At 62.3% G+C, this 26,472-nt stretch carries 26 protein-coding genes and 1 pseudogene; 14 read left to right on the top strand and 13 right to left on the bottom strand.

All coding sequences use genetic code 11. The features are described from left to right. Positions 1–109 precede the first annotated feature (109 nt). From K6N12_RS05385 to K6N12_RS05365, 5 genes are all read right to left on the bottom strand, one after another. Positions 110–3,571: a chromosome segregation SMC family protein gene (locus K6N12_RS05385; RefSeq protein ID WP_222148779.1), complete on the bottom strand. Its 3,462-nt coding sequence runs from the start codon at positions 3,569–3,571 to the stop codon at positions 110–112. Between the two features lie 105 nt (positions 3,572–3,676). Then, entirely contained in the window at positions 3,677–4,447 is a 771-nt protein-coding gene (locus K6N12_RS05380; protein ID WP_375165999.1) for a DsbA family protein, read from the bottom strand. Between the two features lie 153 nt (positions 4,448–4,600). Beyond that, positions 4,601–5,182 carry a Fic/DOC family protein gene (locus K6N12_RS05375; protein ID WP_097624148.1) on the bottom strand — a complete coding sequence of 194 codons (582 nt, stop codon included), beginning with the start codon at positions 5,180–5,182 and terminating at the stop codon, positions 4,601–4,603. A 3-nt stretch (positions 5,183–5,185) separates the two neighbouring features. Then, a complete protein-coding gene (locus K6N12_RS05370; protein ID WP_097624147.1) occupies positions 5,186–5,380 on the bottom strand; it encodes a hypothetical protein in 195 nt (64 codons plus the stop codon). Between the two features lie 111 nt (positions 5,381–5,491). After that, positions 5,492–5,983, bottom strand: a complete 492-nt coding sequence (locus K6N12_RS05365) for a DUF721 domain-containing protein (protein WP_097624146.1) — start codon at positions 5,981–5,983, stop codon at positions 5,492–5,494. A gap of 108 nt (positions 5,984–6,091) precedes the next feature. On the opposite strand from K6N12_RS05365, the gene mutY reads away from it, so the two are divergent. From mutY to K6N12_RS05350, 3 genes are read left to right on the top strand one after another with little or no spacing between them, the layout of a single operon-like run. Continuing rightward, entirely contained in the window at positions 6,092–7,189 is a 1,098-nt protein-coding gene (gene mutY / locus K6N12_RS05360; protein ID WP_097624145.1) for an A/G-specific adenine glycosylase, read from the top strand. Positions 7,190–7,191: 2 nt separating this feature from the next. After that, entirely contained in the window at positions 7,192–7,806 is a 615-nt protein-coding gene (locus tag K6N12_RS05355) for an HAD family hydrolase (RefSeq protein WP_097624144.1), read from the top strand. Positions 7,807–7,810: 4 nt separating this feature from the next. After that, positions 7,811–8,176, top strand: a complete 366-nt coding sequence (locus tag K6N12_RS05350) for a nuclear transport factor 2 family protein (protein ID WP_097624143.1) — start codon at positions 7,811–7,813, stop codon at positions 8,174–8,176. Between the two features lie 119 nt (positions 8,177–8,295). On the opposite strand, the gene K6N12_RS05345 is transcribed toward K6N12_RS05350, so the two are convergent. The 3 genes from K6N12_RS05345 to K6N12_RS05335 all read right to left on the bottom strand — a co-directional run bounded on the left by K6N12_RS05345 (position 8,296) and on the right by K6N12_RS05335 (position 11,015). Then, on the bottom strand, positions 8,296–9,438 hold the full coding sequence (locus K6N12_RS05345) for a site-specific DNA-methyltransferase (RefSeq protein WP_097624142.1): 1,143 nt from the start codon (positions 9,436–9,438) through the stop codon (positions 8,296–8,298). A 900-nt stretch (positions 9,439–10,338) separates the two neighbouring features. Continuing rightward, positions 10,339–10,689: an antibiotic biosynthesis monooxygenase family protein gene (locus K6N12_RS05340; RefSeq protein ID WP_097624140.1), complete on the bottom strand. Its 351-nt coding sequence runs from the start codon at positions 10,687–10,689 to the stop codon at positions 10,339–10,341. Beyond that, positions 10,686–11,015: an NIPSNAP family protein gene (locus tag K6N12_RS05335; RefSeq protein WP_097624139.1), complete on the bottom strand. Its 330-nt coding sequence runs from the start codon at positions 11,013–11,015 to the stop codon at positions 10,686–10,688. Before K6N12_RS05335 ends, K6N12_RS05340 begins: the two co-directional genes overlap by 4 nt. A 71-nt stretch (positions 11,016–11,086) precedes the next feature. On the opposite strand from K6N12_RS05335, the gene K6N12_RS05330 reads away from it, so the two are divergent. Beyond that, positions 11,087–11,773, top strand: a complete 687-nt coding sequence (locus K6N12_RS05330; RefSeq protein ID WP_097624138.1) for an ArsR/SmtB family transcription factor — start codon at positions 11,087–11,089, stop codon at positions 11,771–11,773. Between the two features lie 50 nt (positions 11,774–11,823). Here K6N12_RS05330 and K6N12_RS05325 read toward each other — a convergent pair whose 3' ends face one another. Next, positions 11,824–12,255, bottom strand: a complete 432-nt coding sequence (locus K6N12_RS05325; protein ID WP_097624137.1) for a hypothetical protein — start codon at positions 12,253–12,255, stop codon at positions 11,824–11,826. 390 nt (positions 12,256–12,645) lie between these two features. Further along, on the bottom strand, positions 12,646–12,861 hold the full coding sequence (locus K6N12_RS05320; protein WP_097624183.1) for a hypothetical protein: 216 nt from the start codon (positions 12,859–12,861) through the stop codon (positions 12,646–12,648). A gap of 87 nt (positions 12,862–12,948) precedes the next feature. On the opposite strand from K6N12_RS05320, the pseudogene K6N12_RS05315 reads away from it, so the two are divergent. Next, a pseudogene (locus K6N12_RS05315) lies at positions 12,949–13,189 on the top strand (transcriptional regulator); the annotation flags it as partial. A 7-nt stretch (positions 13,190–13,196) separates the two neighbouring features. Here K6N12_RS05315 and K6N12_RS05310 read toward each other — a convergent pair. Then, positions 13,197–16,814, bottom strand: coding sequence for an autotransporter domain-containing protein (locus K6N12_RS05310; protein WP_165503942.1), 3,618 nt, complete (start codon positions 16,812–16,814; stop codon positions 13,197–13,199). Between the two features lie 107 nt (positions 16,815–16,921). Here K6N12_RS05310 and K6N12_RS05305 point away from each other — a divergent pair, with 107 nt between their 5' ends. The 6 genes from K6N12_RS05305 (at position 16,922) to K6N12_RS05280 (ending at position 22,253) form a co-directional block, all read left to right on the top strand. Continuing rightward, positions 16,922–17,866: a MarR family transcriptional regulator gene (locus K6N12_RS05305; protein ID WP_131711375.1), complete on the top strand. Its 945-nt coding sequence runs from the start codon at positions 16,922–16,924 to the stop codon at positions 17,864–17,866. 91 nt (positions 17,867–17,957) lie between these two features. Next, a complete protein-coding gene (locus tag K6N12_RS05300; RefSeq protein WP_097624134.1) occupies positions 17,958–18,530 on the top strand; it encodes a hypothetical protein in 573 nt (190 codons plus the stop codon). 52 nt (positions 18,531–18,582) lie between these two features. Continuing rightward, on the top strand, positions 18,583–18,930 hold the full coding sequence (locus K6N12_RS05295) for a hypothetical protein (protein WP_097624133.1): 348 nt from the start codon (positions 18,583–18,585) through the stop codon (positions 18,928–18,930). A 9-nt stretch (positions 18,931–18,939) separates the two neighbouring features. Continuing rightward, the gene (locus K6N12_RS05290; protein ID WP_097624132.1) at positions 18,940–19,377 is read left to right on the top strand and encodes a hypothetical protein; all 438 of its coding nucleotides are present in this window, start codon (positions 18,940–18,942) and stop codon (positions 19,375–19,377) included. 220 nt (positions 19,378–19,597) lie between these two features. Continuing rightward, the gene (locus K6N12_RS05285) at positions 19,598–21,412 is read left to right on the top strand and encodes a methyl-accepting chemotaxis protein (protein ID WP_097624131.1); all 1,815 of its coding nucleotides are present in this window, start codon (positions 19,598–19,600) and stop codon (positions 21,410–21,412) included. Between the two features lie 151 nt (positions 21,413–21,563). After that, a complete protein-coding gene (locus K6N12_RS05280; protein ID WP_097624130.1) occupies positions 21,564–22,253 on the top strand; it encodes an HAD family hydrolase in 690 nt (229 codons plus the stop codon). Between the two features lie 201 nt (positions 22,254–22,454). Here K6N12_RS05280 and K6N12_RS05275 read toward each other — a convergent pair whose 3' ends face one another. Together K6N12_RS05275 and K6N12_RS05270 are read right to left on the bottom strand one after the other, a co-directional pair. Continuing rightward, complete coding sequence (locus K6N12_RS05275) at positions 22,455–22,730, bottom strand: CopG family ribbon-helix-helix protein (protein WP_097624129.1); 276 nt, start codon at positions 22,728–22,730, stop codon at positions 22,455–22,457. A gap of 90 nt (positions 22,731–22,820) precedes the next feature. Beyond that, a complete protein-coding gene (locus tag K6N12_RS05270; protein ID WP_179867057.1) occupies positions 22,821–23,465 on the bottom strand; it encodes a hypothetical protein in 645 nt (214 codons plus the stop codon). A 72-nt stretch (positions 23,466–23,537) separates the two neighbouring features. Here K6N12_RS05270 and K6N12_RS05265 point away from each other — a divergent pair, with 72 nt between their 5' ends. Genes K6N12_RS05265 through K6N12_RS05255 form a run of 3 tightly spaced genes read left to right on the top strand, consistent with a single transcriptional unit; the run spans position 23,538 to position 26,455 of the window. Further along, the gene (locus K6N12_RS05265; RefSeq protein ID WP_165503941.1) at positions 23,538–23,732 is read left to right on the top strand and encodes a hypothetical protein; all 195 of its coding nucleotides are present in this window, start codon (positions 23,538–23,540) and stop codon (positions 23,730–23,732) included. Next, positions 23,729–25,153, top strand: coding sequence for a threonine synthase (gene thrC / locus K6N12_RS05260; RefSeq protein ID WP_097624126.1), 1,425 nt, complete (start codon positions 23,729–23,731; stop codon positions 25,151–25,153). The genes K6N12_RS05265 and thrC overlap by 4 nt, the downstream gene beginning before the upstream one ends. A gap of 3 nt (positions 25,154–25,156) precedes the next feature. Further along, positions 25,157–26,455, top strand: a complete 1,299-nt coding sequence (locus tag K6N12_RS05255; protein WP_097624125.1) for a M16 family metallopeptidase — start codon at positions 25,157–25,159, stop codon at positions 26,453–26,455. Positions 26,456–26,472: the final 17 nt, after the last annotated feature.

Raw genomic sequence — 26,472 nt, 5'->3', positions numbered from 1 at the left:
CGCCTCTTGCCAGCTTCTCCCTTACCGGGTTCACGCCTCCTGCCCGCCCGTCCCTTCAACCTCCGTCATTCCAGGCCTTGAGCCTGGAATCCACGGCCCCACCAACCCCTCAGGCGATCTCGCGCAGGCGTTCGGCGGTCTGCAGGTCGACGGAGACGAGGGTGGAGACGCCCTGTTCGGCCATGGTGACGCCGAAGAGGCGGTTCATGCGGGCCATGGTGATCGGGTTGTGGGTGATGATGACGAAGCGGGTTTCGGTGGAGGCCGCCATTTCGTCCATCAGATTGCAGTAGCGCTCGACATTGTGGTCGTCGAGTGGCGCGTCGACCTCGTCGAGCACGCAGATCGGCGCCGGATTGGTTAGGAAGACGGCGAAGATCAGCGCCATCGCCGTCAGCGCCTGCTCGCCGCCGGAGAGCAGCGTCATGGTCTGCGGCTTCTTGCCGGGCGGCCGCGCCAGGATTTCCAGGCCGGCTTCGAGCGGATCGTCGGATTCGATCAGCTGCAGCTCGGCGGTGCCGCCGCCGAAGAGATGGGTGAACAGCCGTTGGAACTGGGCGTTGACGATGTCGAAGGCGGCGATCAGCCGTTCGCGGCCCTCGCGGTTAAGGCTCTGGATGGCGCCGCGCAGTTTGCGGATCGCATCGATGACGTCGTCGCGCTCCCTGATCAGCGCTTCGAGCTTTTCGCTCAGCTCCTTCTGTTCCTCGTCGGCGCGCAGGTTGACGGCGCCGAGCCGCTCGCGCTCGATCCGCAGGCGCTCCAGCTCGCGCTCGACCTCGCGCGGATCGGGAAGCGCCTGCATGGCCGGGCGCCCGGTCAGCTGCAGCGCCTCATGCGGCGCGACATTCAAAACTTCGCGGATGCGGCTTTCGCTTTCCTGACGCTTCTCGCGGGCCGAAACCAGGCGCTCCTCGGCGCGGCCGCGCCTTTCCCGGCATTCGGCAAGCGCGGAGAGCGCCGTCGCCGCCTGGTGATCGGCCTCGCGCTGGATGCGTTCGGCCTCCGCCAGGAGATCGCCGGCGTTGCGGCGCGCCTCCTCGGCCTTCTGCAATTCGGAAAGCAGAGCCCGGCGCTTGTCGTCGAATTCATCCGGCGCCATTTCGAGTTCGGCTGCCTCTTCGCGCGCCTCTTCCTCGCGCTCGCGCAGCGTCGCGACCTGGTCCTCGCCGCTGAGCGCCCGCTGGCGCCAGGTCTCGCGCTCCTGGCCGATCGCCATGATGCGGCGCTGGCGAGCCTCGTTTTCTCGTGCCAGGCTTTCGTGGCGGGCGCGGCTTTCGGCAAGCGCGCCGCGATCGGTCGCGACCTCCGCCTGCTGGAAGCGCAGACGCTCGTCGATCGCGGTCAGATCGGGCGCATCTTCCAGCTCGATGCGGGCGTTCTCTTCCTGGACGCCGATCTCCTCCAGCTGCGCGCCCAGCTGGCTGACCGCCTCGCTGACGACATCACGGCGGCGGATCAGGTCGCCGGAGGCTCGCTCGGCCGCGACCAGCGCTTCGCGGGCTTCGGCCAAATGACGCGCCGACAGCCGGCTCATGTCGCGGGCGTCAGTAAGCCGGCGCTCCTCCAGCCGGATTACTTCGGCGGCCGCCGCTTGCCGCTCCTCGGCTTCGGCGAGCACGTCGCGGGCAAGGGCTGCTTCGCCTTCGAGCTCGGCCAGGCGGTTCTTCTGGGCAAGGCGAAGGGCGGCCGCACTCGGCGCGTCGGCGCCGGTGACGTGACCGTCCCAGCGATAGACGGCGCCCTCTTTCGTCACCAGCCGCTGACCGGGCTGCAGCGCCGCCATCAGGCGTTCCGCGTCTCCATCGGCGACCAGGCCGATCTGGCGCAGGCGGCGGGTGAGTGCGGCAGGCGCGCTGATATGGCCGAGCAGCGGCGTGACGCCTTCGGGAAGGGCAGGATCGCCGGAACCATCACCATTGTCCGACCAATGGGCCGGCGCCTCGGCAGCAAGCGGCGATTCCAGATCGTCGCCGAGGGCGGCACCGAGCGCCGTCTCGAAGCCGCGGTCGACCTTCAGTTCGTCGGCAACCGGCGGAAATTTGCCGGCGGCAGCACCGGCGGCGAGCATGCGGGAAATGGTGCGGGCCTCGGTTTCCAGCGCATTCAGGCTCGAACGGGCCTGATCGACCGGCGCGCGCGACAGCGCCTCGGTCTGGCGGGCAACAGCAAGCGCCTGGTCGACCAGCTGAACGGCGGCTTCCGCGTCGGCGACGGCGATCTCACCGGCCTCGACGATGGCGCGTTTTTCATCCGGGTTTGGCAGGCCGGCGATCTTGTCGCCGATGGCTGCGAGTTCGTGGTTCGCCTCGTCCATCTGGCGCTCGAGGCGCATGCGGCGATCGGCGAGATCGCGGATGGCGCGTTCCAGCTGGTTGCGGCCGGCAGCCGCTTCGGCGCGCTCGGCCGTCAGCGCGGTAAAAATACGCTCGCTGTCGGCAAGCTTTGCCGCCGCTTCCTCAAAGGCCTCGCGGGTTTCCTCGGCATAACGGCCGGAATCGGCCAAGACTTCCGCAATCTCGGCTTCTTCGGCGTCGAGCCTTGCCAGGATGACGGCATTGTCGGCCACCAGCCGCTCCTCGCGGCGAATATCTTCGCCAAGCTGGGCGAGACGGCGGGTGAGTTCATCGCGTCGGCGCAGGATGCGGCCGGCATCTTCCTCCAGCTGGCTTCGGGCGATCTGAAGCCGCTGCAGCGCGGCGGCGGCACGCGCTTCGCCGTCGCGCAGTTCCGGCAGCTTCAGGCTGGCAATGCCCTGCTGCTTGGCCGCCTCCATCTGGGCTTGGGCCTTTTCGGCGACGACCGATGTCGCCTGGTTCAGCGCGCTATCGGCCTCGGCCTCGGCCTCCTTGGCCTGCATCCAGCGGATATGTAAAAGCATTGCCTCGCGGGCGCGGATATCGGCCGACAGCGTCTTGAAGCGGTTGGCCTGGCGGGCCTGGCGTTTCAGGCTCTCGATCTGGCTTTCGAGCTGCGAGGTGACGTCATCGAGACGCTCGAGATTGCCTTCGGCGGCGCGCAGCCGCAGTTCGGCCTCGTGGCGACGGGAATGCAGGCCGGAAATGCCGGCCGCCTCTTCGAGCAGCTGGCGGCGGGCCTGCGGCTTGGCCTGGATCAGCTCGCCGATACGGCCCTGCCCGACCATCGAGGGCGAACGGGCGCCGGTGGAGGCGTCGGCAAACAGCAGCTGCACATCCTTGGCGCGGCTTTCCTTGCCGTTGATGCGATAGAGCGAGCCCTGCTCACGCTCGATGCGGCGGGTGACCTGGATCTCGTCGGCATCGTTGAAAGCGGCGGGCGCGGTGCGCGTTGCATTGTCGAGATAGAGTGCCACTTCGGCGGTGTTGCGGGCCGGCCGGTTTCCGGAACCCGAAAAGATCACGTCGTCCATGCCCGAGGCGCGCATGTTCTTGTAGGAATTCTCGCCCATCACCCAGCGCAGCGCCTCGACGAGGTTCGACTTGCCGCAGCCGTTCGGGCCGACGACGCCGGTCAGCCCCCGCTCGATGATGAATTCCGTAGGCTCGACGAAGGATTTGAAGCCGACCAGGCGCAGCTTGTTGAACTTCATGCGTAGACATCCACGGCAGGAAGCCCCCTCAGCCGCAAGCTGCGCTGAATACGAAAAACGGGCGCACGGCTTTCGCCGTCGCCCGTCGTTTCGAAACGGTCCGGTTCAGATGAGGCTGTCGATGAGCGCCGACAAGGTTTCAACCGGCATGTCTCCAGAGTAGCGCTTGCCATTGATGAGGAACGTCGGCGTGGCGTTGACGCCGAAATCCTTGGAACCTCTTTCCCGCGTGGCGTTCACTTCATCCAGAAGCTTCTGGTTCGTCAAGCATTTCGTGAAGCTATCCTCAGTAAATCCGGCGAGCTTCGACATCTGCAGCAGTGCGGCGCGGCCGTCATCGGCGGCGGCCCAGACCTGCTGCTGCTTGAACAGCATCGAGACCATCGGGAAATACTGTTCCGGCGTGCTCAACTGCTCCGGGTTGGAAGCGCTGCAGCGGGCGAGCATGAAGGCGGCGGCGGCGCGCGGATCGAAGGGGAATTCGCGGATGATGAACTGCACCTTGCCGGCGTCGACATATTTCTGCTTGATGGCATCGAAAGTCGTATTGTGGAAATGGGCGCAATGCGGGCAGGTCATCGACATATATTCGACGATCTTGACCGGGGCATCGGCCTTACCAAGCGCCATCTCCGGCAACGCGCCGGGCTTCAGCACCTCGGCCATATCGACATCGCCGTCGGATTGCGGCATTTCGGTCGCCGATGTCGCCGCCGTCTGCATGGTATCGACATTGGTGCCGTCGGCCATGGTCTTGCCGGAGGACGAAGCATCGGCAGCGTCCTTGCTGTCGTTGCAGGCGGCAAGCGCTGCGGCAGCTGCGGCGATGGCGATCCCACCCAGGAGGCGGCGTTTCGTCAGTTGCATTTCGGACATCTGCATGGGTTCCCCATAGGTATGAGAGTGACGGCGTGACTGTGCGATATAACGGCTGACGGCCGCTCACAAGCCACGGTTCACCAACTTCCTTCAAAGAATTGTGACCGTGATGGGACCGCTAGGCAAAATTGCGAGCGGGCGGCTCGCGCGTCAAGGTTCGGTGATGATGTCGAGGATGAGCCTCGCCAGCGGTTGCTCTGAGCCGGCAAAGCTCTCGATCATGGCGTCGATAACACGGTCTCGATCTAGTACTTCGGCATTGAACGGCAGACCAGCACGTTCGGCCAGTAGAGCGAGAAAGGTCAATTGGGTGCGGCCGTTACCCTCACGGAAAGGGTGGACCGCGTTGATCTCGGCAAGAAGGTGCGCGGCTTGAATTGCAAAATCTGCTGGTGCCAGTCCTCGGAAATAGTTCGCCTGGGCCAGCTCCCGAAAAATCCGATTCAGCTCGTTTGCGATGAACTCAGGATAACAGAACCAGTTGCCACCTTTGCCGATACGGATGGTGCGAATCTCGCCGGCCCAATCGTAGACATCCTGGAACAGGTGCTGATGGAGGGCGAGATAGTGGATGACATCCAGATCGCCCTCCGGCCAAGGCTCATCCGAGCGGAGCACGAACATCGCTGTTTCAAACTCATCGAGCTCCGCCTGGTCCGTAAGGTCCAGTTTGTTGCGGAGCACGGGCGTGCCCAGATAACAGAGCGGGTCGTATCCGGCAGTATAGACCAACGTTTAGGCAGACTTGCGGACAAACTGCGCGCGGATCGCTTCACGGCGCGCTTCTGTCGGCTGGTCTACAGTCTCCGCGAGGACCTTACGCATGCGCGGGCTGAGTATCAGGCCTTCGACCGCACTGATCTTTTCGGCTCGCGCCTGGGTCAGGCGACCGATATTGGCATTGCGGGTCAAGTTGGGCTTTTTGCTCATCGTGAGTCAGAACGTAGCACGACCTCACGCGGACTCGCAAAAGGAATTCGTTTGATTTGAACGCCGGGATCACCGTTGCACGATACAGATAGGCAAGCGGCAAACAAAGGATCACCGCCCCCGCTTGCCCATCACCGCGGTCCCCAGGCGTTGGATTGCCTGGCGCAGCTTGTCGTTTTCGATGCCTTCCATCATGCCTTCGAGCTTGCGGGCGGCTTCGCCTTTCAGCGGCGGCGGGGTGCGGGAGCGGCGGATGGCTTGTGAGACCGGCTTTTGGACGATGCGGATCTGGTGGACGGCGGCGAAGCCGAAGAAGCTGTTGATGCGCTGAATGAGTTCGCCCTGGGCATGGGTCAGGAAAAGCGCGCGCGCGCCTTCGCAGGCGATTGTCAGCACGCCGGGGCGGAAGCCGCCGTCATCGCCGCCGCCGCGGGCCCAGGCGATCTTTTCCGGCCGGGTGCAATCGGCGAAATCCTCGCCGGCGATTTCGCTCCACGAACCGAGCAGCGCAGTGTTGATGCCGGCGCGGCGCGCCAGGACGGGATCGATTAGCCCGTTCGCCAGCTCGGAAATCTGCTTTGCACCTTTGCGTGGAGAACTCATCGAAACCCTTGGACACCTCTGCCGATCGCACAGGCAATTTGCATCACCGGCTTGATCGCGCGGCATTGCTTCGCCAAGTATAGGCACTTCCCCCGATCCCGGCAAATCATGACGATCACGACACCCGACACGCCCACCGCAAAACCCCTGCTCGACTGGTACGACCGCCATCACCGCGATCTGCCCTGGCGCATCTCGCCCGGCATGGCGGCCGGCGGCGCCAAACCCGATCCCTATCGCGTCTGGCTTTCGGAGGTTATGCTGCAGCAGACGACGGTGCAGGCGGTCAAACCCTATTTCGCCAAGTTTCTGCAGCGCTGGCCCGAGGTGACCGATCTTGCCGCTGCCGAAAACGATGCCGTGATGGCGGCCTGGGCCGGGCTCGGCTATTACGCGCGGGCCCGCAACCTGAAGAAATGCGCCGAAGCGGTGGCGAAAGAGCATGGCGGCGTCTTTCCCGATACCGAGGAAGGGCTGAAGTCGCTGCCAGGCATCGGGGATTATACGGCCGCCGCCGTCGCCGCCATCGCCTTCAACCGGCAGGCGGCCGTCATGGACGGCAATGTCGAGCGGGTGATCTCCAGGCTTTATGCGATCGAAACGCCGCTTCCGGTGGGAAAGCCGCTGATGAAGGAAAAGGTGACGCGGCTGACACCCGCGACTCGTCCTGGCGATTTCGCCCAGGCGATGATGGATCTCGGGGCGACGATCTGCACCCCGAAGCGGCCGGCCTGTTCGCTCTGTCCATTCCGCGGCGCCTGCGCGGCGCTGAAGCATTCCGATCCCGAATTCTTCCCGGTAAAGGCGGCGAAGAAGGAGAAGCCGGTGCGGCAGGGTGCAGCCTTCGTCGCAGTCACCGCCGACGGCGAGATCCTGCTCAGGCGGCGCGCCGAAAGCGGCCTGCTCGGCGGCATGACCGAGGTGCCGACAACGGCCTGGACGGCGCGGCTCGACGGCGAGACCTCGGCTGCGGCCGCGCCCTTCGAGGCGGCCTGGCAGGCCTGCGGCACCGTCCTCCATGTCTTCACCCATTTCGAACTCCGGCTGTCCATCTGGCGCACGGCGATCGCCGGCAAGGTGGATGACCGCCCGAATGACGGATGGTGGGAGCCGGTTACAAATCTTGAAGCGCAGGCCCTGCCGACCATCATGAAAAAAGCGATCGCAGCGGCTATTCCTCTCGCGTTCAAAACATCCAAGGGATGACCATGACCACCGAAATAAAACATATCGTTTTCGATATCGGCAAAGTCCTTATTCATTACGATCCGCATCTTGCCTTCGCCCGCCTCATTCCCGACGAGACGGAGCGCAACTGGTTCTTCGCCAATATCTGCACCCATGACTGGAACATCGAGCAGGACCGCGGCCGCACCTGGGCTGAGGCCGAAGCGCTGCTGATTGCCGAGCACCCGGCCCGCGAAGAGCATATCCGTGCCTTCCGCAAATATTGGCACGAGATGGTGCCGCACGCCTATGAGGACAGCGTCGCAATCATGGAAGGGCTGATCGCCGAAGGGCGCGATGTGACGATGCTGACCAATTTCGCTTCCGACACCTTCCGCGAGGCGCAGGCGCGCTTTCCCTTCCTCACCAAACCGCGCGGCGTCACCGTCTCCGGCGATGTCGGCCTGATCAAGCCGGATCTCGCGATCTACGAGACCCACACGAAAAGCTTCGGCCTCGACCCCAAGGCGACGATCTTCATCGACGATGCGCCTGTTAATGTCGAAGGCGCCAAGGAGTTCGGCTGGAATGCGGTGCTTTTTTCGGGCGCGGACAAGCTGCGCAGCGATCTTGCCGCTTACGGCCTGAAGGTCTGAAGTCATGGCTTTCGATCCCGCAGAGGAAATCGACCGCTTTCATGCCGCCATCAACGCTCTCAACTTCGCCGCGATCGAGGCCTATTTCGCCGAGGATGCCGCCTACGTCTCGAACGGCGTCGGCAGCCTTGCCGGACGGAGCGAGATCATGGCCGCCTTCAGGAAATATTTCGACGACTATCCCGATCAAACGGCGGAAAATTCGCTGGTGGAGACACTGACGCCGCTGTCCGGCCGGGCTGTCTGGTCGCTTCGCGCCACCCACAGCAAGACCAGCAAGGTGCTGATCCGCGAAGGCGAGGAGACGATTACCTTCAATGATGAAGGCCGCATCACCCGGGTCGACGTCACCGATTACAAGGATTTCTGAGGATTTCTGAAGCAGGCCTCAAATCGAAGACGCCCGGGGCTAAGACCCCGGGCGCCTTGGCCTTCTTCCGCAACTGGAGGAAACCGGAAGAAGGTATTTCGATCCGCCGAAAGTGGTGCTCACTCCACCTTTGCCAGATCACTGCGGATGACGGACCTGAGATCGTCGATCGGGCGCAGGGACTGCCCGTCTTCGAAATGCCAGAAGGTCCATCCGTTGCAAGCATCGAGACCCTGCACCTTGGCGCCGAGACGATGAATGGAGCCGGCGTCGCCGCCTGAAGCCACTGTGCCGTCGGCGCGCACGATGGCGCTATAACGGCGTTTGGCATCGGTCAGCACCTGGCCGGGTTTGATCAGGCCGCTTTCGACAAGCACGTTGAAGGCGACGCGAACCTCGGCCTTCTTGCCGGTCATGACGGTCAGTTCCGCCTTCCCCAGCGGCTCGACGGCGGCGATGCGCGCGGATGCCGCATCGATATAATCCTGCTCGCGCTCGATGCCGACAAAGTGACGGCCGAGACGCTTGGCGACCGCACCCGTCGTTCCCGAGCCGAAGAAGGGATCGAGCACGATATCGCCGGGTTTGGTCGAGGCCATGATGACGCGGGCGAGCAGCGCTTCCGGCTTCTGCGTCGGATGCACCTTCTTGCCGTCCTCGCCCTTCAGCCGCTCATTGCCGTTGCAGATCGGGAACAGCCAGTCGGAGCGCATCTGCACGTCGTCATTGGCGGCCTTCATCGCATCGTAGTTGAAAGTATACCCCTTGGCCTTGGCATTGGGGCTTGCCCAGATCATCGTCTCATGGGCGTTCTGGAAACGTCGGCCCTTGAAATTCGGCATCGGATTGGTCTTGCGCCAGATGATGTCGTTGAGGATCCAGAAGTTCAGATCCTGCAGCGTCGCGCCGACGCGGAAAATATTGTGATAGGAGCCGATCACCCAGATCGAGCCCGTGGGCTTCAAGACACGGCGGCAGGCGAGAAGCCAGGCGCGGGTGAAGGCGTCATAGGCCTCGAACGAAGCGAACTGATCCCATTCGTCATCGACGGCATCGACCAGCGACTGGTCGGGACGGTGCAGCGATCCGCCGAGCTGGAGGTTATACGGCGGATCGGCAAAGATGATATCGACGGAGTGGGTGGGCAAGGCCTCAAGGGCACTGACGCAGTCACCCTTGATGATCGTGTCGACCCAAGACCCCGGCCGGGAAGCCGACTTGACGGAAGCCTTGAGGTCGGCAAGCGGAAAAACTGATGCCATTCTGATACTCACTCATACGCTTGACGCTTAACTCTCCGTTATGGTTACCCAACTTAGTTACCAAAGCCTGAAGCGGTGGCCGATTTCAGGAATTTATTCGGGCAACAACCAATGCTGTCCAGTTAAAAGATGCGGGGCCGGACGGAAGACATTGATTGTCTTTGGGTTGCGGCGTTTTTCACTGGTCGGGGACACGAACAGGAGCTCAATACTCCCAGCCGAGGAGATCGGCGAGGGCCGCCCCTCATCCGGCTGCCGCCACCTTCTCCCCATCAGAACGGGGAGAAGGTTAGGGTGAGGGGCAATCACTAGCATGACCGGAGAGCTGTGGGTGACAGCCAGGCTGGCCGGCGGAGATGGCCGCAACCACGTCAAACATCTCTTTATTCAAGATTTTCCCGGATGTCGTTAAAACTCATGATCGTGTCAAACATCACCCTATACTCCAACAGCACAGTGTCCGTTATCTTATTACCCTGCACCCTCCTCATGTCACAGGTAACTTGCTTATCAAAATAGCTGCCTTTCATGCTGCATTCACCGTCGATTTCATTTTTACTTCGGCCGGTTAAGCGCGCGGCATCTGAGATTGCTCGCTCTGGGAATGTCACCCCAATGATATCAGGATTCTGGATGATCATGAGAGCCGTAGAAATTACGAAGAACGCTAAGACAATGTAGATAAAGGAAAATATAGCTGCCCATACAAATTTTATTATCTTTGAGGCCCACACGATCTGGTTTTCCGCATTGCTTGATATTTAAACTGCAGATAGCATTTTCTCCATTTTGATAAATGAAATAAATTCATTGTCACGCCTGTAGTTCGAACGGGGTACGCCAGTTGCATTTTTCACAGCGCCGGCCTGGCGACCGCGCGGGATGCGCTCGCTCTCGACCTCACGCCGCATCATGCACCTTGCGGCTATCCGCCGGCGCCTCGTCGCGTTCGAACATGCCGTAATCGCGCAGGACGCTGGCGATGCGCAGGCGGTAATCGGCGAAGATGCCGCCGCGACCGGCCTGTTGGGCTGCCCGATGGGCTTCGAGGTTGCGCCACTGTCTGACGGCCTCCTCGTCGCGGAAGAAGGAGAGCGACAGCAGCTTGCCGCGGTTCGTCAGGCTCTCGAACCGCTCGATCGAGATGAAGCCGTCGATCTTTTCGAGCTCGGATCGCAATTCGCCGGCGAGGTCGAGATATTTGTGGCGCTCGCCCATATAGGGCACGACTTCGAAGATGACGGCGATCATGGCTGCACCAGCTTGGCGTGAGGGGCGGAGACATTTTTGAGGAAGATGCGGTCCTCCTTGAGGATGAAGCCTTCGCGCCTGGCGAATTCATAATTGTCGCGGCCGAGCGGGTCGGCGGCCAGCCTGGCGCGATAGGCCTCGTAGGCGGCGAGGCTTTCGATGTTGTAGACGCCGTAGGCCGTTGTCGACGAGCCCTCATGCGGGCCGAAATAGCCGATCAGGTCGGCGCCGTTTTTCGGAATGGCCTGGCCCCAGTTGCGGGCATATTCGGCGAAGGCCTCCTTCTTGAAGGGGTCGATCTGATAACGGATGAAGCAGGTGATCATCGGTGTTTCTCCTTTGTGCCTGCTCGTTTTCGCACATTGCCTGACGGCGATGCTTCGGTTACGATCGAAGTATGAAGGAAGGTCCTGACATTGCGCAAATCGGTGCGCTCATCGGCGATCCCGCCCGCGCCAACATGCTGGCGGCGCTCACCGGCGGCCGGGCGCTGACGGCGACCGAGCTTGCCGGCGTCGGTGGCATCACCGTGCAGACGGCGAGTACACATCTTGCCAAGCTTGAAGCCGGCGGACTGCTTGCCCAGCGCAAGCAGGGGCGTCACCGCTACTTCACCTTGGCCGACGAGGCTGTTGCCCGGCTGATCGAAAGCATGATGGGGTTTGCCGCCGGACGCGGGCATCTGCGCCACCAGCCGGGGCCGAAAGAGCCGGCGCTGCGCAAGGCGCGTATCTGTTACGATCATCTCGCCGGCGATTACGGCGTGCGCATGCTCGACAGCCTGATCGCCTCAGGCTCGATCGACGCGGTCGGAGACGGGCTATCGCTGACCGAGAAGGGCGAAAACGATCTCGAATGCATCGGCATCGATGTCGGCGACCTCCGATCGTCGCGCCGCCCGCTCTGCCGCTCCTGCCTCGACTGGAGCGAAAGGCGCGCCCATCTTGCCGGCAGCCTCGGCAAAGCCTTGCTGTCAAGCTTCCTCGACAAGGGCTGGGCGCGGCGCACGCCCGAAAGCCGCTCGGTCCTCTTCACCCCGGAAGGAGACCGGCAGTTTCTGAAGCTCTTTCCGATCGACGCGTAGGTTCGCTGCGGATCTGCACAACCATTCAGCGCCATTCCGGCTGGTGCTGGCTATAGACCACCGGCCTTCCACCCATCCTGCTGCCGCACATGCGCACGCAGCGCCGCGAGTGTGAGCGCCAGTGCGGCGTGATTGCTTTCGGCTTCACCCAGCACGTTTTCGCCTTCCTCGATCTCGCGCAGTTGCGCGCCGTAAAGGCAATCGTCAGACGCCTGGCCGCGGGCAAGATGCCAGACGGCATCCGGCCGGATCTCCCGGCAGAGATCGATGGCGTGATTGACGTCGTGGGTGAACGGCCGCGCCATCAGGAAGCCGTGCTGCGACTTGATGCTGCTCGGCATGTAATCATGGGGACCGTCGAAATCGTTCGGCTCGGCCGGCCGGAGCTGTTTCAGCAAAAAGGCACAGGTGATGAAGGCGTCGATCCGGCCGTCGGGCATATCCGTTTTTTCCAGGGTTTCGATAATGTCCTCGATCGTCATGCAGGCTTCCTCTTGGTCGGTTCTTCGGCGTGCCGCCTCTCCTCTTCCCCATGGCGGCGGTGGCGTCCTCTTCCCCGAGCGCCATCTAGTGCATGAGAATGCCAAAGGTAGTCCCGGGGCTGTAATGGGCCGGTGATCACGCGGATTTCATCGATTTCTCACCCGCCTCGCTTGAGGCAACAGCCTGACGCGCACGTACCGGTCGAGCGGTCTTCGATCTCGGCATAGCGGTCGGCTGCCAGACGGCGTCCGTAGCCGACTTTCAAGGGCTTGCCGCCTCGAACAGAATGATTTTAGGCCCGATCGGCCTAAAATCTGAATCCTGTTCTAAATTAAAGAGTTAGAGCATGATGTCGTCCAAAAACCGCTCACACTTTTCGGCATCATGCGCTAGCAGCCCTTCTTCCTCATTTTCTTTTCGACCTTGGCTCGCCTCTCGGGTCCATCACTGGCATGTTTTCCGCCGGTCAGCCCATTATCCATCATCGCCTGCAGCTGCGCACAGTTTTTGTGGTGCTTGCCGCCCTTGGCGGTGACCTCGGTGGATGTGAAGGCAAAAAGCAGCGCTACGGCTGCCGCCGATCGAACAAGGGCTGAAAGCCTCATGGTCCCTCTCCTCTTGCCCTGCATTGTACGCCCCAGCCCCCGAGCCGGCAATGAGGATGGTGTCGCGCCAGCCGGGATACTGGTTAAGGGCGAAGCGATCTCATCGGCATCGATGTCGGCGCCCTCCGGCTCGGCGCGCCGCCCGCTCTGCCGTTCCTGCCTCGACTGGAGCGAAAGGCTCGCCCATCTTGCCGGCAGCCTCGGCAAGGCGCTGCTGTCAACCTTCCTCGACAAGGGCTGGGCGAGGCGCACCGCCGAAAGCCGCTCGATCATCTTCTCGCTCGAAGGCTCCCGGCAGTTCGTGAAACTGTTTCCGTCACAGGCGTAGCTTTCCGTTAGAATCTGACGTCCAATCGGGCGTTGGCGCTATGGCGGTTCTGGCCATCGCCGAATTCTCCCCGGTACGATACGGATGCGGCCGCGGCCGCGGTCAACTGCAATGCCACTGATCCACCGGCAACGACGCTGTTTTCGGCATTGCGCAACCCTTTCACGACGAAACTCCCGCCATTTTCGAATGTCAGCGCGGAGAGCGCCGTGTCCTGATCGGCTATCCGTCTCCAGGCGACATCGAAACCGGTTACGACGTTCTTGCCGGCGACCGAAGCCTGCCGTTCCGCACGCAGTCCGACCGTCGTTGCAAACTGGTCTTCGCGCGCGCTTTCTCCGGAAAGGGAAGAAGCGCCGCCATCTTCGTGGAAGCTGTCGCGCTGAGCGATTGCATAATCCAGTCTGCCGAATGGGGTGATAATAAGGTCACGGGAAAGGCCGAAGTCGAATGAGGCCTCGGAAAAGAATTGGGCGGTGCTGCCGCGATAGCTTGCCGTCTGGCTGTCGGAAAAACCGTCAAAGGCGATGTCTCGGCGCGTTTCGATGTCGTACCAGCTGTTCGACGCCCCGAATTTGACCTGCAAGCCGCCGAATCTCTGGCCGGCATAGAGGCCCAAATGCACACTGTCGATATTGGCCGTGGAGCCGAGATCGGGGATCTCGAAAGAGGATTGTCCGACGCCTGCGAAAACGCCGGCCGCACGATCGTCGATCAGCCAGTCGACCCCGTAAAGAACGCCGCCGCGCGCAGTCCTGGCGCTGGAGGCGTTTCCGTCACCCTTCAGCCAGGAGATATTGCCATAGGCGCTCGTCCATACCTTGGCGCCAGTCTCGAAAGCCTCGTCCAGCCGGTCGTAAACCACATTGCGCACGTCATCGGCCTCGCTGAAAAGGCCATTTTGCAGCGAGGCGTGGATCTCGCCGGAGAGCTGGTCGAACGCGTCCCTCGCTTCTGCCCTGTCGCTGTAAAGGATCGCGTTATAGAGCGCGAGACTGCTGGAGCCGCTTGTCTGGTCGAGGAAGTCGAGGCCATAAGCCGACTGTTGCTGATTATACGTAAGAGCGGCACTCGGAAACAGAGAGCCGGGGCTGAGCACAGTCCGCAAGGTCAAGGTTACGTCGGTAGCGGAATAGCTGAGGAAAGACTTCAGGAAGGCAGAATCAATCTCCAGATCGCCGAACGTGCCGGAGACGGTCCCGGCCGAGACGATCGTGTAGGACTGGCCGTTGACGTAGCTGACGGCCGGATCCCACAGGATCGTCTGAACCTTGGCGCCGTTCAGGAAGGCGGTGCCGGTGACATCGACCCTGTCGCTGAGCCCGGTGCTGCCGATCTCGACTTCGAACACGCTGCTTGGATCGAAGTTCAGATCTCCGGTGACCGTCAGGGTTCCGATCGAATTTCCGGGAGCAAGGATGCTGCTTGCTGCAAGCGAAGTCATGCCGACGCTGCCGGTTCCCTGAAGTCTTGCGCCTGACCCAATGTTGACGGCGCCAGCCAGGCTGCCGTCGACGGAGAGCGTACCATCCAGCACATCCGTGTCGCCGCTATAGTTGCTATTGCCCGTCAGATGAAACAAGCCGGCGCCGGTCTTGACGAGGCTGCCGCCTCCAGTAATCGACCCGGCGAAAATGGTGGAACTGTCATCGCCGCCGACATTCAGCGTCGCTGCATTGGAAAGCGTGACATCCCCTCCCGACGAGCCGCCGCCGGCGAGCGATCCGATGGTTTCGGAGGTGGCGACGTCGAGCCCGGCGCCGGCGAGATCGGCAATGGTCACGCGGGCGCCGTCAGCCAACGCGTTGCAGTTCTGGAGGGATAGCCGCCCCTGCTCGATGTCCGTATCCCCCGACCGCGTATTGTTGCCCGAAAGGGTCAGCGTGCCCGCGCCGGTCTTTGTCAGCCCTCCAGTGCCTGATACGTTTCCGGCAAAGGTTACCGCATTGCCGCTCGTATTCACGGTGCCGCCGGCGCCGCCGATGACCACAGCCCGGGAGGCCGGAGACGCAACGGTGCCGAATGTCTGCAGCGTCGCGCCATCGAGGGTCAGCGTATTGGTGGCGCTTCCATCGCCGAGAGATGCGGATGAGGACACGAAGAGGGTTCCTCCCAGCACATTCATCGCGCCGGAAAAGCTGTTGGGTCCAAAAAGCCCTAAAGTTCCGGCGCCCGATTTTGTCACGGACCCGCTGCCGGATATGACGCCGCTGAACGATCCGCTCGCATCGGAACCGCCAATCGAAAGGCTGGCGCTGCCGATCAGAACCTCGCCGCCGCCGGAAAGGCTCGCAATAGCCTGGTTGAATCCGCCCATATCCAATTGGGTGCCGTTATCCATGAAAAGGCCGGACGATGCGGAAAGCGCGTTCGCCGACATCAATTGCAATGTGCCTGCCGAGATGGTCGTTGCACCGGTATAGGACTGACGGCTGCTGAGCGTGAAGGTGCCGGTGCCGGCTTTGGTCAGACCGCCAGCGCCCGATATTTCGCCGTCGAAGGTGGTGGAACTGTCGCCGGCCCCGACCGACAGAACGGCGTTGCTGGCGACGTCGATGGTGCCGCTGCCCGTCAACGCGTCCACGGCTTCGCTCGCATTGATTCTTAGCGCCCCATCGAGGCTGATGTCGGCCGAGCCTCCGAAGACTTTGCCGCCATCGGCGGTCAGTGTCGCGCCGGACAGGACGTCGATCGACAGGGCCCCTTGCGAGACGCCCGACCACAGGAAATCCCCGGAAATCGTCAAGCCGCGGGCGGCGATGATGCCGCCGGAATAATTTCCGGATCCGATTGCCAGCGTTTCCGTCGTGCCGATCATGCCCGCGCCGTACAGGTTGTTGAGCGAGGCGTCGTACGTTCTTAGATCCAGGGTCGAGCCTGACGACAATCGAAGCGAATCGAGCGTCGAAAGATTTGCGGCGGTGGCAGCATCCAGAATGCTCATGGACCGATTGGCCGAGAGTGCGACTTCGCCGACACCCACGAACCTGCCTTGCCAGCTTCCGCTCCGACTGAAGGTCACACGGTTTGCGCCGTCGATCGTTCCATCGAAGGAGAAGTCTCGGATCTCGAGATCCGTATCGCTGAGGTGAATCGTGCCGCTGCCGGCAAGGGAGGCTATCCAATCGCTGTGCGCTCCGAAGTCGATGGTGGCACCCGACGCGACGGTTGTTGTGGTGGCGCGGAGCAGTGCCCCTTGACCGTCGCCCGGGACCAGCAGCGTGCCGGAATCGACATAAACGTCCTGGCTTCCGCCCGAGAAGAAGTTATCCGCAAGCGTGACTGTGCCGGTGTCGCCGGCGCCGCCGAAATGAAGTTCCGCGCCCGTGCCGGCCCGATAAAGTCTGAGATTCAGATCGCTGCCGGAGATGGCGGAGAAACGCACAACGGCACCGTCCATAATATCCATTTCCGGGGCCAGGTTGACGGTTCCGGCCCCCACGGATCTGATCCATCCACCCGTCGACATGTCGACCTGATCGGTTCCCAACTCGCCGCCGTTGCTGATCTCGACATAGGAACTGAGAGAGGAGTCGCCGCGAGCGGTAACGGCCGAGAGAACAAGGGTGATAAAGGCTGAACCGGCAACGGCGAAATGAATGGAAAAACGGCACTGTGCTTTCATCAGAATCAGCTTTACTAAAAAATTGATCGCGGAGGCTGTATAAAATGCTGCCCGCACTCCGGGGAGTCCAAACTTTGCATCGATCATCTGAGCCGGCGGTAGAAAACATGAGCGAAACGCGCCTTTATCCCGGGGTGAAAGATTTCGCTTCGGACAGTCTGTGGGTCGAAGCGGCCGGCTTGATACGGCATCCTTCCTATGGCAGCGCGCTTCTCGCCTATTGCGACGCGATGACTGCGCGCGTGCCAAAACTGCTGCCGGCGAACAAACTCTTTGCCCAGAAGCAGCGCTACCTCGTCTCCTTCATTCTGATCTGCCTTCATGTTCAGTGGCTTCAGTCGCGTGGCCCGGCGCCTTCGCTTGCGCTTCTTCAACGATCGGCACCCGGCAGCCCGCGCCAGATTGCCGCTTTAATCAGCGGGCTGCGCGACCGTGGTCTCGTCACGGCAAAATCGCTCGAGACGGATCGGCGAACACAAGTCCTGAAGCCTAGCCTGGAATTGATGCGGGAGATTGCCCAATCACCGCTCGCCATTCTGAGCTCATCGGAATTATTCGCACCTCTCCTGCCGATCCGGCCGGATGATCTGGCGACGGACGAGACCCTGCTGGCGCATTGGTTGGCGCTTTCGGCGGAGCGCTACGCGGTGAAGGATGACCTGTTCGGCCCATTTCCTCTAATCGTCCGCCACAGCGAAAGAGACGCCGGCCACCTTGTGTTTTGCGCCGTCATGGCCGAAGCCCTGCGCCAGCGTCAAGGCAAGGCAATCGCCGGAAGCCTGACCTATCGGGCTCTTGCCCAGCGCTTCGACGTCTCTCGCCAGCACATCAGCAATATCCTCGACGAGGCGGCCGAGAAAGGCTGGTATTGCATCTCTCCGGGCGGCGAACTGGCGCTGATGCCCGACGATACGCTCCTTCAGGTTGAGACCTGGGTAGCCGGGCAGATGGCGCATTATCGCCGCCTTGTCTTGGCGATCGCCGGCAAATCGGCCGGGGTTGCCGCGGACGCCGGCGACATCGACCAAAAGTCCGACGTCTTATCCGACTGAATACCTAGATCCGGAACAGCCGGGCAGAACCTTCGTTTGGAAATCAGCTGCCCGCTGCGGCAGTCAGTCACAAACAAACGGAGGATACATCATGATGAAACTAACACATCTCGCCTTGGCAGCGGCATTTCTGGCCGGCACGGCCGTTTCCGGCTTCGCGCAATCGTCAAGCACGGTCGGCACCGGCGGTTCGTCGGCTGGCGGCGGAACTGCGAGCAGCACCGTCGGTACTGGTGGCAGCTCTGCCGGGGGCACCTGCCCTGCCGGCGCGACCAATTGCAATTCCGGCTCGTCCTCGACGATCGGCACCGGCGGCTCGTCGGCCGGTGGCGGCACCTCGAGCAGCACCGTCGGCACCGGCGGCTCTGCCGCGGGTTCAGGCTCCGGCTCGGGTTCTGCTTCGACGCTCGGCACAGGCGGTTCATCGGCCGGCGGCGGCACCTCGAGCAGCTCAGTCGGCACCGGCGGTTCTGCCGCGGGCTCGGGCGATGCGAACTCGGCCTCGAGTGTCGGAACCGGCGCCTCGTCTGCGGACGGCGACAAGACGGGCAGCACCGTCGGAACCGGCGGCAGTGCGGCTGGAACGTCGCATGACGACAAGGGCAAGAAGGGCTGCGCGCCCGGCCAGGTCAAGAAGGATGCCGCCGGCACCAAGGGCTGCTGACGCTATCGGCCGGCGCCTTTGCGGCGTCGGCCAAACCCTTGGAGATAAGACAATGACCCAGCTTTCCACAATCGCACTCAGCGCTTGCCTGGTCTTCGTCGCCGGGCAGACGATGTCGGAGGAGATCAAGCTCGACGACGGAACGACATGCACAATCGTCCAGTCACAGGCCGGAGATATGTCCACCACCGTGACGGCCGGCAACGGGCACGTGTCTTCGTCGACCACAACAGGCAGCGGTTCGGCCGGCTCCTCCTCTTCGTCGTCCGCCTCCGCCGGCTCGTCGGCGGGATCCGGAAGCGTCGACAGCTTTTCCACGGCAAGCATCACAAGGCCCGACGGCACCGTCATCACCAAACGTTCCGACGGCACCTGCTCAATGACGAAACCGACGAAATAGGAGAGGACAATGAAACATATCAACCTTATCGCAGCCGCCTCGATCGCGCTTCTCGCGTCGAGTTCGGTGGTTCTTGCGGAGGATTGCAATGCGGCCGGAACGGTCGGCACTGGCGGAAGCGCTTCGGCCGGCGGCACCTCGGCGAGCTCTGTGGGAACCGCAGGCACGTGCCGGACCGGCACCACTTCCTCGATCGGATCGGGGGGAAGTGCAGCCACCATCGATGGCAAGGCGCAAAGCAAGACCCATGTCAACGATAATGGCGACAAGCTCAAGGCACAAACCAAGGCCCAGGCCGTCGACAAGGGGACGTTCAGCAAGTCCCGCACGAAGACCAGCACCGACGGCAGCTCGCTGGAAAGCACGACCCGCACCATGTCGCATGTTCCCGGCGAGAAGCCAGTCAAGAATACCACCAATCAGAAGATCATCCTGCCGGAACAGTAGGTTAGATGGGCTCGCCTCGCACAAACAAGGGCGAGCCCCTGGCCTTGGCGCAATGGCCTCCGGTGCTTAAGGCTCGGCCTTCTTCGAGCGCATTCAACTGCTCATCGCACGAGACAAACACTACAACCTGTTGTTTTTACGCGGATTCGCGAGGTCTCGCTGAGAAATCATTAAGCATGTTCCGATAATCTCAGGTTCTACATTAACGTGAGAACCCGACATGGCGTCGATCCAGCATAAGATCATCATTGCAAGCATCGCGATTTTCGCCTTGGCGGGCGGCGCCACAGGGGTCGGCATCTGGTCTGCCTCCACCCTTTCGGCCAACAGCGCCGATGTCGCCCAGTCGGCGCAAATTCTGCGCAACCACATGCAGGCCGATATGATGCATGACGCACTGCGCGCCGACGTGCTCGCCTCCCTGCTCGCATCCAACCCGGCAGCCGGCATAGACGCCGCCGCGGTGAAGGCGGATCTGGCGGAGCACGAGACATCGTTCCGCGAGATGATCGACGCCAACAAGGCTCTTGTCTCCGACGCAAAAACGAAAGCGGTCCTTGCCGACATCGAACGTCCCCTGCTCGTCTATGTGGAAAGCGCCACGAAGATGGTCGATCTTGCGGGCAAGGATCCGGCGGCGGCGTTGAAGGCGCTGCCGGAATTCATGCAGCAGTTCTCGACATTGGAAACGGCCATGGAACAGGCCGGCGATCAGATCACCGCCGTATCGGATGATATTTCCGAGCGTAGCGCCGACATCAAAGCCTCTGTCGATATCACCCTCAAAGCCCTTCTGGCTTCGGCCGCGCTGTTCGCCTTCGGCCTCTATTTCCTGACCCGCAAGACCGTCACCAAGCCGATCCTTTCGCTTTCCAACGATATGCAAAGGCTCGCCGGCGGTGACACGACCATTGCCTGCACCGGGATCGGCCGCACTGACGAAATCGGCACGATGGCATCGGCTGTCGAAATTTTCCGTCAGGCGGCGATCGCCAACAAGCAGCTCGAGCAGGACTCCGAAACCGCCCGCTTGCAGGGCGAAACCGAGCGGGTCACGGCCCGCAAGCAGGCGGACGAGGATGCGGCCGAACGGCTGCGGGCGGCAACATCCGGTCTTGCCGCAGGCCTGAAGCGGCTTGCCTCCGGCGATCTCGCCTTCCAGATCGAAGAGCCCTTTGCCCCCGACTTCGAGAGCCTCCGGCATGATTTCAACATGTCGATCCGCCAGCTCGATCAGACGCTCGGCGCCATCGCAACGGCCATTGCCGCGATCGACGAAGGCACAAGGGAAATTGCATCCGGGGCCGGCGATCTGTCGAAACGCACCGAACAGCAGGCGGCCTCTCTCGAACAAACCGCCGCAGCGCTCGATCAGATCACCGCCAATGTCTCGAACTCCAGCAAGCGCACCGACGAGGCGCGCACCGAAGCGACGGACGCCAATCGCAACGCCGCCAAATCGGCGGAGGTCGTGTCGCATGCCGAAGAGGCCATGCGCCGCATCGAGGCCTCGTCGCAGCAGATCTCCAGCATCATCGGCGTGATCGACGAAATCGCCTTCCAGACCAACCTGCTGGCACTGAACGCCGGCGTCGAAGCGGCGCGCGCGGGAGAGGCCGGCAAGGGCTTTGCGGTGGTGGCCCAGGAAGTCCGCGAACTCGCCCAGCGCTCGGCGCAGGCGGCAAAGGAAATCAAGGGCCACATCCAGAAATCCTCGGTGGAAGTGGAAAGCGGCGTCAAGCTGGTTCTCGACACCAGCCAGGTGCTGAGCGCCATCAGCGAGCAGATCGCCCGCATCAACCAGCACATGGATGCCATTGCCGTATCGGCAAGAGAGCAGTCGACCGGCCTTGCCGAAGTCAATACCGCCGTCAACTCGATGGATCAGGTGACCCAGCAGAATGCGGCCATGGTCGAGCAATCGACCGCCGCATCCGGTCATCTGGCCGAGGAAGCCGCCAAGCTGCGCGAACTCGTTTCCCGCTTCAAGCTGCGCGCGACGGCGCCGGCGCAATTCGCACGACGGGCAGCTTGACGGCTTCACGGAAGCGATCCGGCAGCGACCGCGGAGCCGGTCGCTTGCCGCATCGCAGCCATGCTTGAGATCAGGTTGAGCTTTCGGCGGGCATCGTGTAAAGCCGCTGAATCCCCGGACAAGACCCAGATTTCCAGCAAGGCGTGAACATATGAACGGCTTCGATCTCATTATCTTCGATTGCGACGGTGTGCTCGTCGATTCCGAAATCATCGCCGCGGAAGTCGAATCCGCGCTTCTGACGGAGGCCGGATATCCGATCGGCGTCGAGGAAATGGGCGAACGCTTCGCCGGCATGACATGGCGCAATATCCTGCTGCAGATCGAGCGCGAAGCGAGCATCCCGTTTTCTGCCTCGCTGCTCGAGAAGTCCGAGCAACTGCTCGACGCCAGGCTGGCGAATGACGTCAAGGCCATTCCAGGCGTCGAATTCGCCGTCTCCAGGCTCTCGATGAAGCGCTGCATCTGCTCGAATTCGAGCACGAAGCGGCTCGACATGATGCTCGGCAAGGTGGGGCTGAAGCCGCTGTTTGCCCCCAATATCTTTTCCGCCAAGGATCTCGGGCCCGACCGGGCCAAGCCGAAGCCCGACATCTTCCTGCACGGCGCAAGTCAGATGGGTGTCTCGCCGGACAAGGTGGTCGTCGTCGAGGATTCCGTGCACGGCGTCCATGCGGCGCGCGCCGCCGGCATGCGCGTCATCGGCTTCACCGGCGCCTCGCACAGCTATCCCGCCCATGCCGACAAGCTGACCGATGCCGGCGCCGAAACGGCGATCTCCCGCATGAACGACCTGCCTGGTGTCGTCGCCGCGTTGGCGGCCTGGGAAGGCGTTCTCTGATCTGAGACAAGCAACGGCGCTCCGTCAGAAGCGGGAGCCGGCCGCCTTTTTCCGTCATTTTGGGGAAGGACGACAACGGTGCCTTCTGTCTTTCAAGACGGTCGATAAGATTTCTGGCGGCTGCAGGATTGATTTCTGCCAATTCGGCAATTCTGGTCAGAAGCCAGCGTTCGGCACTTTTGGAGAGACGGGCAGCCGGCATCAGCCAACCCGACGATGTCGAACTTCCGAAGCGTCAACGATCATCCGAGCCTTTTCAAGCACGTCGTCGAGATCGACGCTTTCCCCGCGGTCAAGTTCATCGAAGCCATGGGCATCCTGCAGCATCTCGGCGCCCTCATTCGCCAGATAGTGGTCGAGGGCTTTCAACATCACTCCGGTTCGATCTCGATCGAGAACCTGGGCGATGCGATCGAATGCTTCGACCGTCGACGTTGGCAACCTGAGAGAGATCTGCGATTTTTCCTTGGACAACATGACTTCGGTCCTCGCAGGGGGCGCATCTTCCCGAACGTGCTGCCGCATGCTTTTCCGATGAACCAGGAAGACCGAACTCACCGGGCGGCTTTAGCTGTTCTTCTTGGTCTTTGCCGGCTGGGTATCGAAGCCGATGTTGACGCGCACCAGGGCGCCGGCGCCGACGGGCATTTTGATGCCGTCCTTGCGGAAGATCACCTGGGTGCCCGGCGCGCCCGCCGGGATCTCGGTCGGGAATTTGGTGACTTCGGAATAGAGCACGGTCTCGCCGTCGAGGATGGTGACGCGGATCGGCAGGGTCACCGGGCCGGGAGCGCCGGCCGGGCCGGTGATGAGGCGCAACTGGGCAACGATGGTCATCGTCAGGTTCGCCTCGTTCAGCGTGCACTGGCGGGTGTAATCGCCGAAGGACGCCTGGAAGACGATCTGCTGCGCATCGTCCTTCTTGCCCTTGGCATAGGTGCGGAAGATCGCATCCTGGTCGCGCATGAAGATCTGCGGGCAGGCGCCCTGGACGACGGGGGCGACGGCGCCCTGCGCGGTCTTTGCGGTGCCGATCGAAGGATTGTTCGAGGTCGGATTGGCCGGCGCCAGCGGCATGATCTGGGCGGTGCCGTTCGACTGCGCCGGCGCCGCCGACTTGCTGTCGCCGCCGATGCCCAGCGTATCGCAGCCGGCGAGCAAGGCAAGAATGGAAGCGGAGACGATGAGACGCGAGACCTTGCCGAGCACTATGTTCCACCCTTTGCACAAGCGTTTCTTGGAGGCCCCATGTCTTTTGCGCGAGGCCTTTCATGACGGTTTGCGATGGTCTATATCAGCGGCGCAAACAAAAATCGATTGGGTACGCGCCGTTTTGATGCACTTTTCGCCCCCGGATGCGGGCAACTTCAACAAGATAACGGCGATGGTATGGCCGCAAGCGCAGCGCTGGCCGGTTTCCGGCTGCGCGAGCCACGGCCCGGCCCGGCCGAACTTCCTCCAGCGATAGATCAAGGATGATGAACGTGGACTATATCTCGACCCGCGGCGAGGCCCCTGCCCTCGGCTTTTGCGACGCCCTGCTGACGGGGCTGGCGCGCGACGGCGGGCTCTATGTTCCCCGGGAATGGCCGCAGTTTTCGAAGAAAGAAATCCGGGCGCTGCGCGGCAAGAGCTATCAGGAAATCGCCTTCACCATCCTTTCGCCCTTCACCAATGGCGAGATCCCCGCGGCGACTTTCCGAGCGATGATCGACGAGGCCTACGGCACCTTCCGCCATCCGGCGATCGCGCCGCTCGTGCAGACCGGGCCGAACAGTTTTGTCATGGAGCTGTTCCATGGCACGACGCTCGCCTTCAAGGATGTGGCGATGCAGCTGCTGGCCCGGCTGATGGATTACGCGCTGGAGAAGCGCGGCAAACGGGCGACGATCGTCGGCGCCACTTCGGGCGATACCGGCGGGGCGGCGATCGACGCGTTCGCGGGGCGCGAGCGTACCGACATCTTCATTCTCTTCCCGCATGGCAAGGTCTCGCCGGTGCAGCAGCGGCAGATGACGACATCGACGGCCGCCAATGTGCATGCGCTTGCCGTCGAGGGCAATTTCGACGATTGTCAGAACCTCGTCAAAGCGATGTTCAACGACGCGGCGTTCCGCGACAAGGTCGGCCTCTCCGGCGTCAACTCGATCAACTGGGCGCGCATCATGGCCCAGATCGTCTATTATTTCACGACCGCCGTGGCGCTCGGCGGGCCGGACCGGAAGATCTCGTTCACGGTGCCGACCGGCAATTTCGGCGATATCTTTGCCGGCTACGGCGCCAAGCGCATGGGCCTGCCGATCGACCGGCTGGTGATCGCCACCAATGAGAACGACATCCTGGAGCGGACGCTGAAGACCGGCCGCTACGACATGAAGGCGGTCAAGGCGACAAGCTCGCCTTCGATGGACATCCAGATCTCGTCGAATTTCGAACGGCTGCTGTTCGAAGCCTATGGGCGCGACGCCTCGAAGGTGCGCGCGGCCATGGAAAGCCTCAAACAATCCAATGGCTTCGAGATCGGCGAGCAAGCGCTGAAGGCGATCCGCCGCGACTTCCGGGCCGGTCGCGCCAGCGAAAAACAGGTGGCCGAGACGATCCGCACGACATATGCCGAGACCGGTTATCTGCTCGATCCGCATTCGGCGATCGGCGTCTTCGTCGCCAGGAAGAAGGAAAAGCCGAATACGCCGATGGTGACGCTTTCGACCGCGCATCCGGCGAAATTCCCGGCCGCCGTAAAATCGGCCTGCGGTATTGACCCGGCGCTTCCGACGTGGCTTGCTGATCTGATGCACAGGGAGGAGCGCTTCCAGATCATCGAACCGGAGCTGAAAGCCGTAGAGACCTTTATCGGCAAACACGCCCGCGGCAAGACGACGGCAGGCGCAGAAAGATAGCCAATGACAGTTGAGTGCACCCGGCTGAAATCCGGGCTGACAGTAGTCACAGAAACCATGCCGCACCTTGAAAGCGTTGCGCTCGGAGTCTGGATCAAATCGGGATCGCGTAACGAGACGGCAGACGAGCACGGCATCGCCCATCTGCTAGAACACATGGCCTTCAAGGGAACGGGACGCCGCAGCGCCCGCCAGATCGCCGAGGAAATCGAGGACGTCGGCGGCGAAGTCAACGCCGCCACTTCAACCGAGACCACCTCCTACTACGCCCGCGTGCTGAAAGACCACGTGCCGCTCGCCGTCGATATCCTCGCCGACATCCTGACGGAATCGGCCTTCGAGGAGGAGGAGCTGGAGCGCGAGAAGCAGGTGATCCTGCAGGAGATCAACGCCGCCAACGACACGCCCGACGACGTGGTGTTCGACCGGTTCTCCGAGGTCGCCTATCGCGACCAGACGCTCGGCCGAGCCATCCTCGGCACGCCGGAGACCGTCGTCTCCTTCACGCCGCAGCAGATCCGCGGCTATCTCGGCCGCAACTACACGACCGACCGCATGTTCGTCGTCGCCACCGGCGCCGTCGAGCATGACGAATTCCTGCGCATGGTCGAGGATCGTTTCGCCAGCCTGCCGAGCGAGCCTTCGGCGCCGCCGGTCATGGAAGCGGCGCGCTATATCGGCGGCAGCGTGCGCGAACCGCGCGATCTGATGGACGCGCAGATCCTGCTCGGCTTCGAGGGCAAGCCCTACCATGCCCGCGATTTCTACTGTTCGCAGATTCTCGCCAATATCCTCGGCGGCGGCATGTCCTCCAGGCTGTTCCAGGAAGTGCGCGAATTCCGCGGTCTCTGTTATTCGGTCTATGCCTTCCACTGGGGCTTTTCCGACACCGGCATCTTCGGCATTCATGCTGCGACCGGCGGCGAAAATCTGCCGGAGCTGGTGCCCGTCATCATCGACGAGCTGCACAAATCCGCCGATCAGATCCACCAGAAGGAAATCGAGCGCGCCCGCGCCCAGATCCGCGCCCAGTTGCTGATGGGCCAGGAAAGTCCGGCGTCGCGCGCCGGCCAGATCGCCAGGCAGATGATGCTTTACGGCCGGCCGATCTCCAATATGGAGATGATGGAACGGCTCGAGGGCATCACCATCGAGCGGCTGACCGATCTCGCCGGCCGGCTGTTCTACGACACGGTGCCGACGCTTTCGGCGATCGGTCCGCTGGAACAGCTCGCGCCGATGGAAGACATCACCGCGTCGCTTTCGGTCCCGGCACCGAAAACGATGCAGGCCGGCCGCTGAGCCGGCGTTCGTCCTGC

It is taken from the genome of Rhizobium redzepovicii, from assembly GCF_019793435.1.
GTDB classification, from domain to species: Bacteria; Pseudomonadota; Alphaproteobacteria; order Rhizobiales; family Rhizobiaceae; genus Rhizobium; species Rhizobium redzepovicii.
Note: the sequence above shows the minus strand (reverse complement) of the source record. Positions and strands in the feature narration are given on the sequence as shown.

Excerpts from the sequence above, each read along its gene's own strand:
- K6N12_RS05370 (WP_097624147.1), bottom strand. The coding sequence starts at position 5,380 with ATGAGCAAAAAGCCCAACTTGACCCGCAATGCCAATATCGGTCGCCTG.
- K6N12_RS05350 (WP_097624143.1), top strand. The coding sequence starts at position 7,811 with ATGGCTTTCGATCCCGCAGAGGAAATCGACCGCTTTCATGCCGCCATC.
- K6N12_RS05265 (WP_165503941.1), top strand. The coding sequence starts at position 23,538 with ATGGTCTATATCAGCGGCGCAAACAAAAATCGATTGGGTACGCGCCGT.
- K6N12_RS05285 (WP_097624131.1), top strand. The coding sequence starts at position 19,598 with ATGGCGTCGATCCAGCATAAGATCATCATTGCAAGCATCGCGATTTTC.
- K6N12_RS05330 (WP_097624138.1), top strand. The coding sequence starts at position 11,087 with ATGAAGGAAGGTCCTGACATTGCGCAAATCGGTGCGCTCATCGGCGAT.
- K6N12_RS05300 (WP_097624134.1), top strand. The coding sequence starts at position 17,958 with ATGATGAAACTAACACATCTCGCCTTGGCAGCGGCATTTCTGGCCGGC.
- K6N12_RS05325 (WP_097624137.1), bottom strand. The coding sequence starts at position 12,255 with ATGACGATCGAGGACATTATCGAAACCCTGGAAAAAACGGATATGCCC.
- K6N12_RS05280 (WP_097624130.1), top strand. The coding sequence starts at position 21,564 with ATGAACGGCTTCGATCTCATTATCTTCGATTGCGACGGTGTGCTCGTC.
- K6N12_RS05295 (WP_097624133.1), top strand. The coding sequence starts at position 18,583 with ATGACCCAGCTTTCCACAATCGCACTCAGCGCTTGCCTGGTCTTCGTC.
- K6N12_RS05385 (WP_222148779.1), bottom strand. The coding sequence starts at position 3,571 with ATGAAGTTCAACAAGCTGCGCCTGGTCGGCTTCAAATCCTTCGTCGAG.
- K6N12_RS05340 (WP_097624140.1), bottom strand. The coding sequence starts at position 10,689 with ATGATCGCCGTCATCTTCGAAGTCGTGCCCTATATGGGCGAGCGCCAC.
- K6N12_RS05365 (WP_097624146.1), bottom strand. The coding sequence starts at position 5,983 with ATGAGTTCTCCACGCAAAGGTGCAAAGCAGATTTCCGAGCTGGCGAAC.
- K6N12_RS05320 (WP_097624183.1), bottom strand. The coding sequence starts at position 12,861 with ATGAGGCTTTCAGCCCTTGTTCGATCGGCGGCAGCCGTAGCGCTGCTT.
- K6N12_RS05305 (WP_131711375.1), top strand. The coding sequence starts at position 16,922 with ATGAGCGAAACGCGCCTTTATCCCGGGGTGAAAGATTTCGCTTCGGAC.
- K6N12_RS05275 (WP_097624129.1), bottom strand. The coding sequence starts at position 22,730 with ATGTTGTCCAAGGAAAAATCGCAGATCTCTCTCAGGTTGCCAACGTCG.
- K6N12_RS05290 (WP_097624132.1), top strand. The coding sequence starts at position 18,940 with ATGAAACATATCAACCTTATCGCAGCCGCCTCGATCGCGCTTCTCGCG.
- thrC (WP_097624126.1), top strand. The coding sequence starts at position 23,729 with ATGATGAACGTGGACTATATCTCGACCCGCGGCGAGGCCCCTGCCCTC.
- K6N12_RS05355 (WP_097624144.1), top strand. The coding sequence starts at position 7,192 with ATGACCACCGAAATAAAACATATCGTTTTCGATATCGGCAAAGTCCTT.
- K6N12_RS05255 (WP_097624125.1), top strand. The coding sequence starts at position 25,157 with ATGACAGTTGAGTGCACCCGGCTGAAATCCGGGCTGACAGTAGTCACA.
- K6N12_RS05380 (WP_375165999.1), bottom strand. The coding sequence starts at position 4,447 with ATGTCCGAAATGCAACTGACGAAACGCCGCCTCCTGGGTGGGATCGCC.
- K6N12_RS05310 (WP_165503942.1), bottom strand. The coding sequence starts at position 16,814 with ATGAAAGCACAGTGCCGTTTTTCCATTCATTTCGCCGTTGCCGGTTCA.
- K6N12_RS05335 (WP_097624139.1), bottom strand. The coding sequence starts at position 11,015 with ATGATCACCTGCTTCATCCGTTATCAGATCGACCCCTTCAAGAAGGAG.
- K6N12_RS05345 (WP_097624142.1), bottom strand. The coding sequence starts at position 9,438 with ATGGCATCAGTTTTTCCGCTTGCCGACCTCAAGGCTTCCGTCAAGTCG.
- mutY (WP_097624145.1), top strand. The coding sequence starts at position 6,092 with ATGACGATCACGACACCCGACACGCCCACCGCAAAACCCCTGCTCGAC.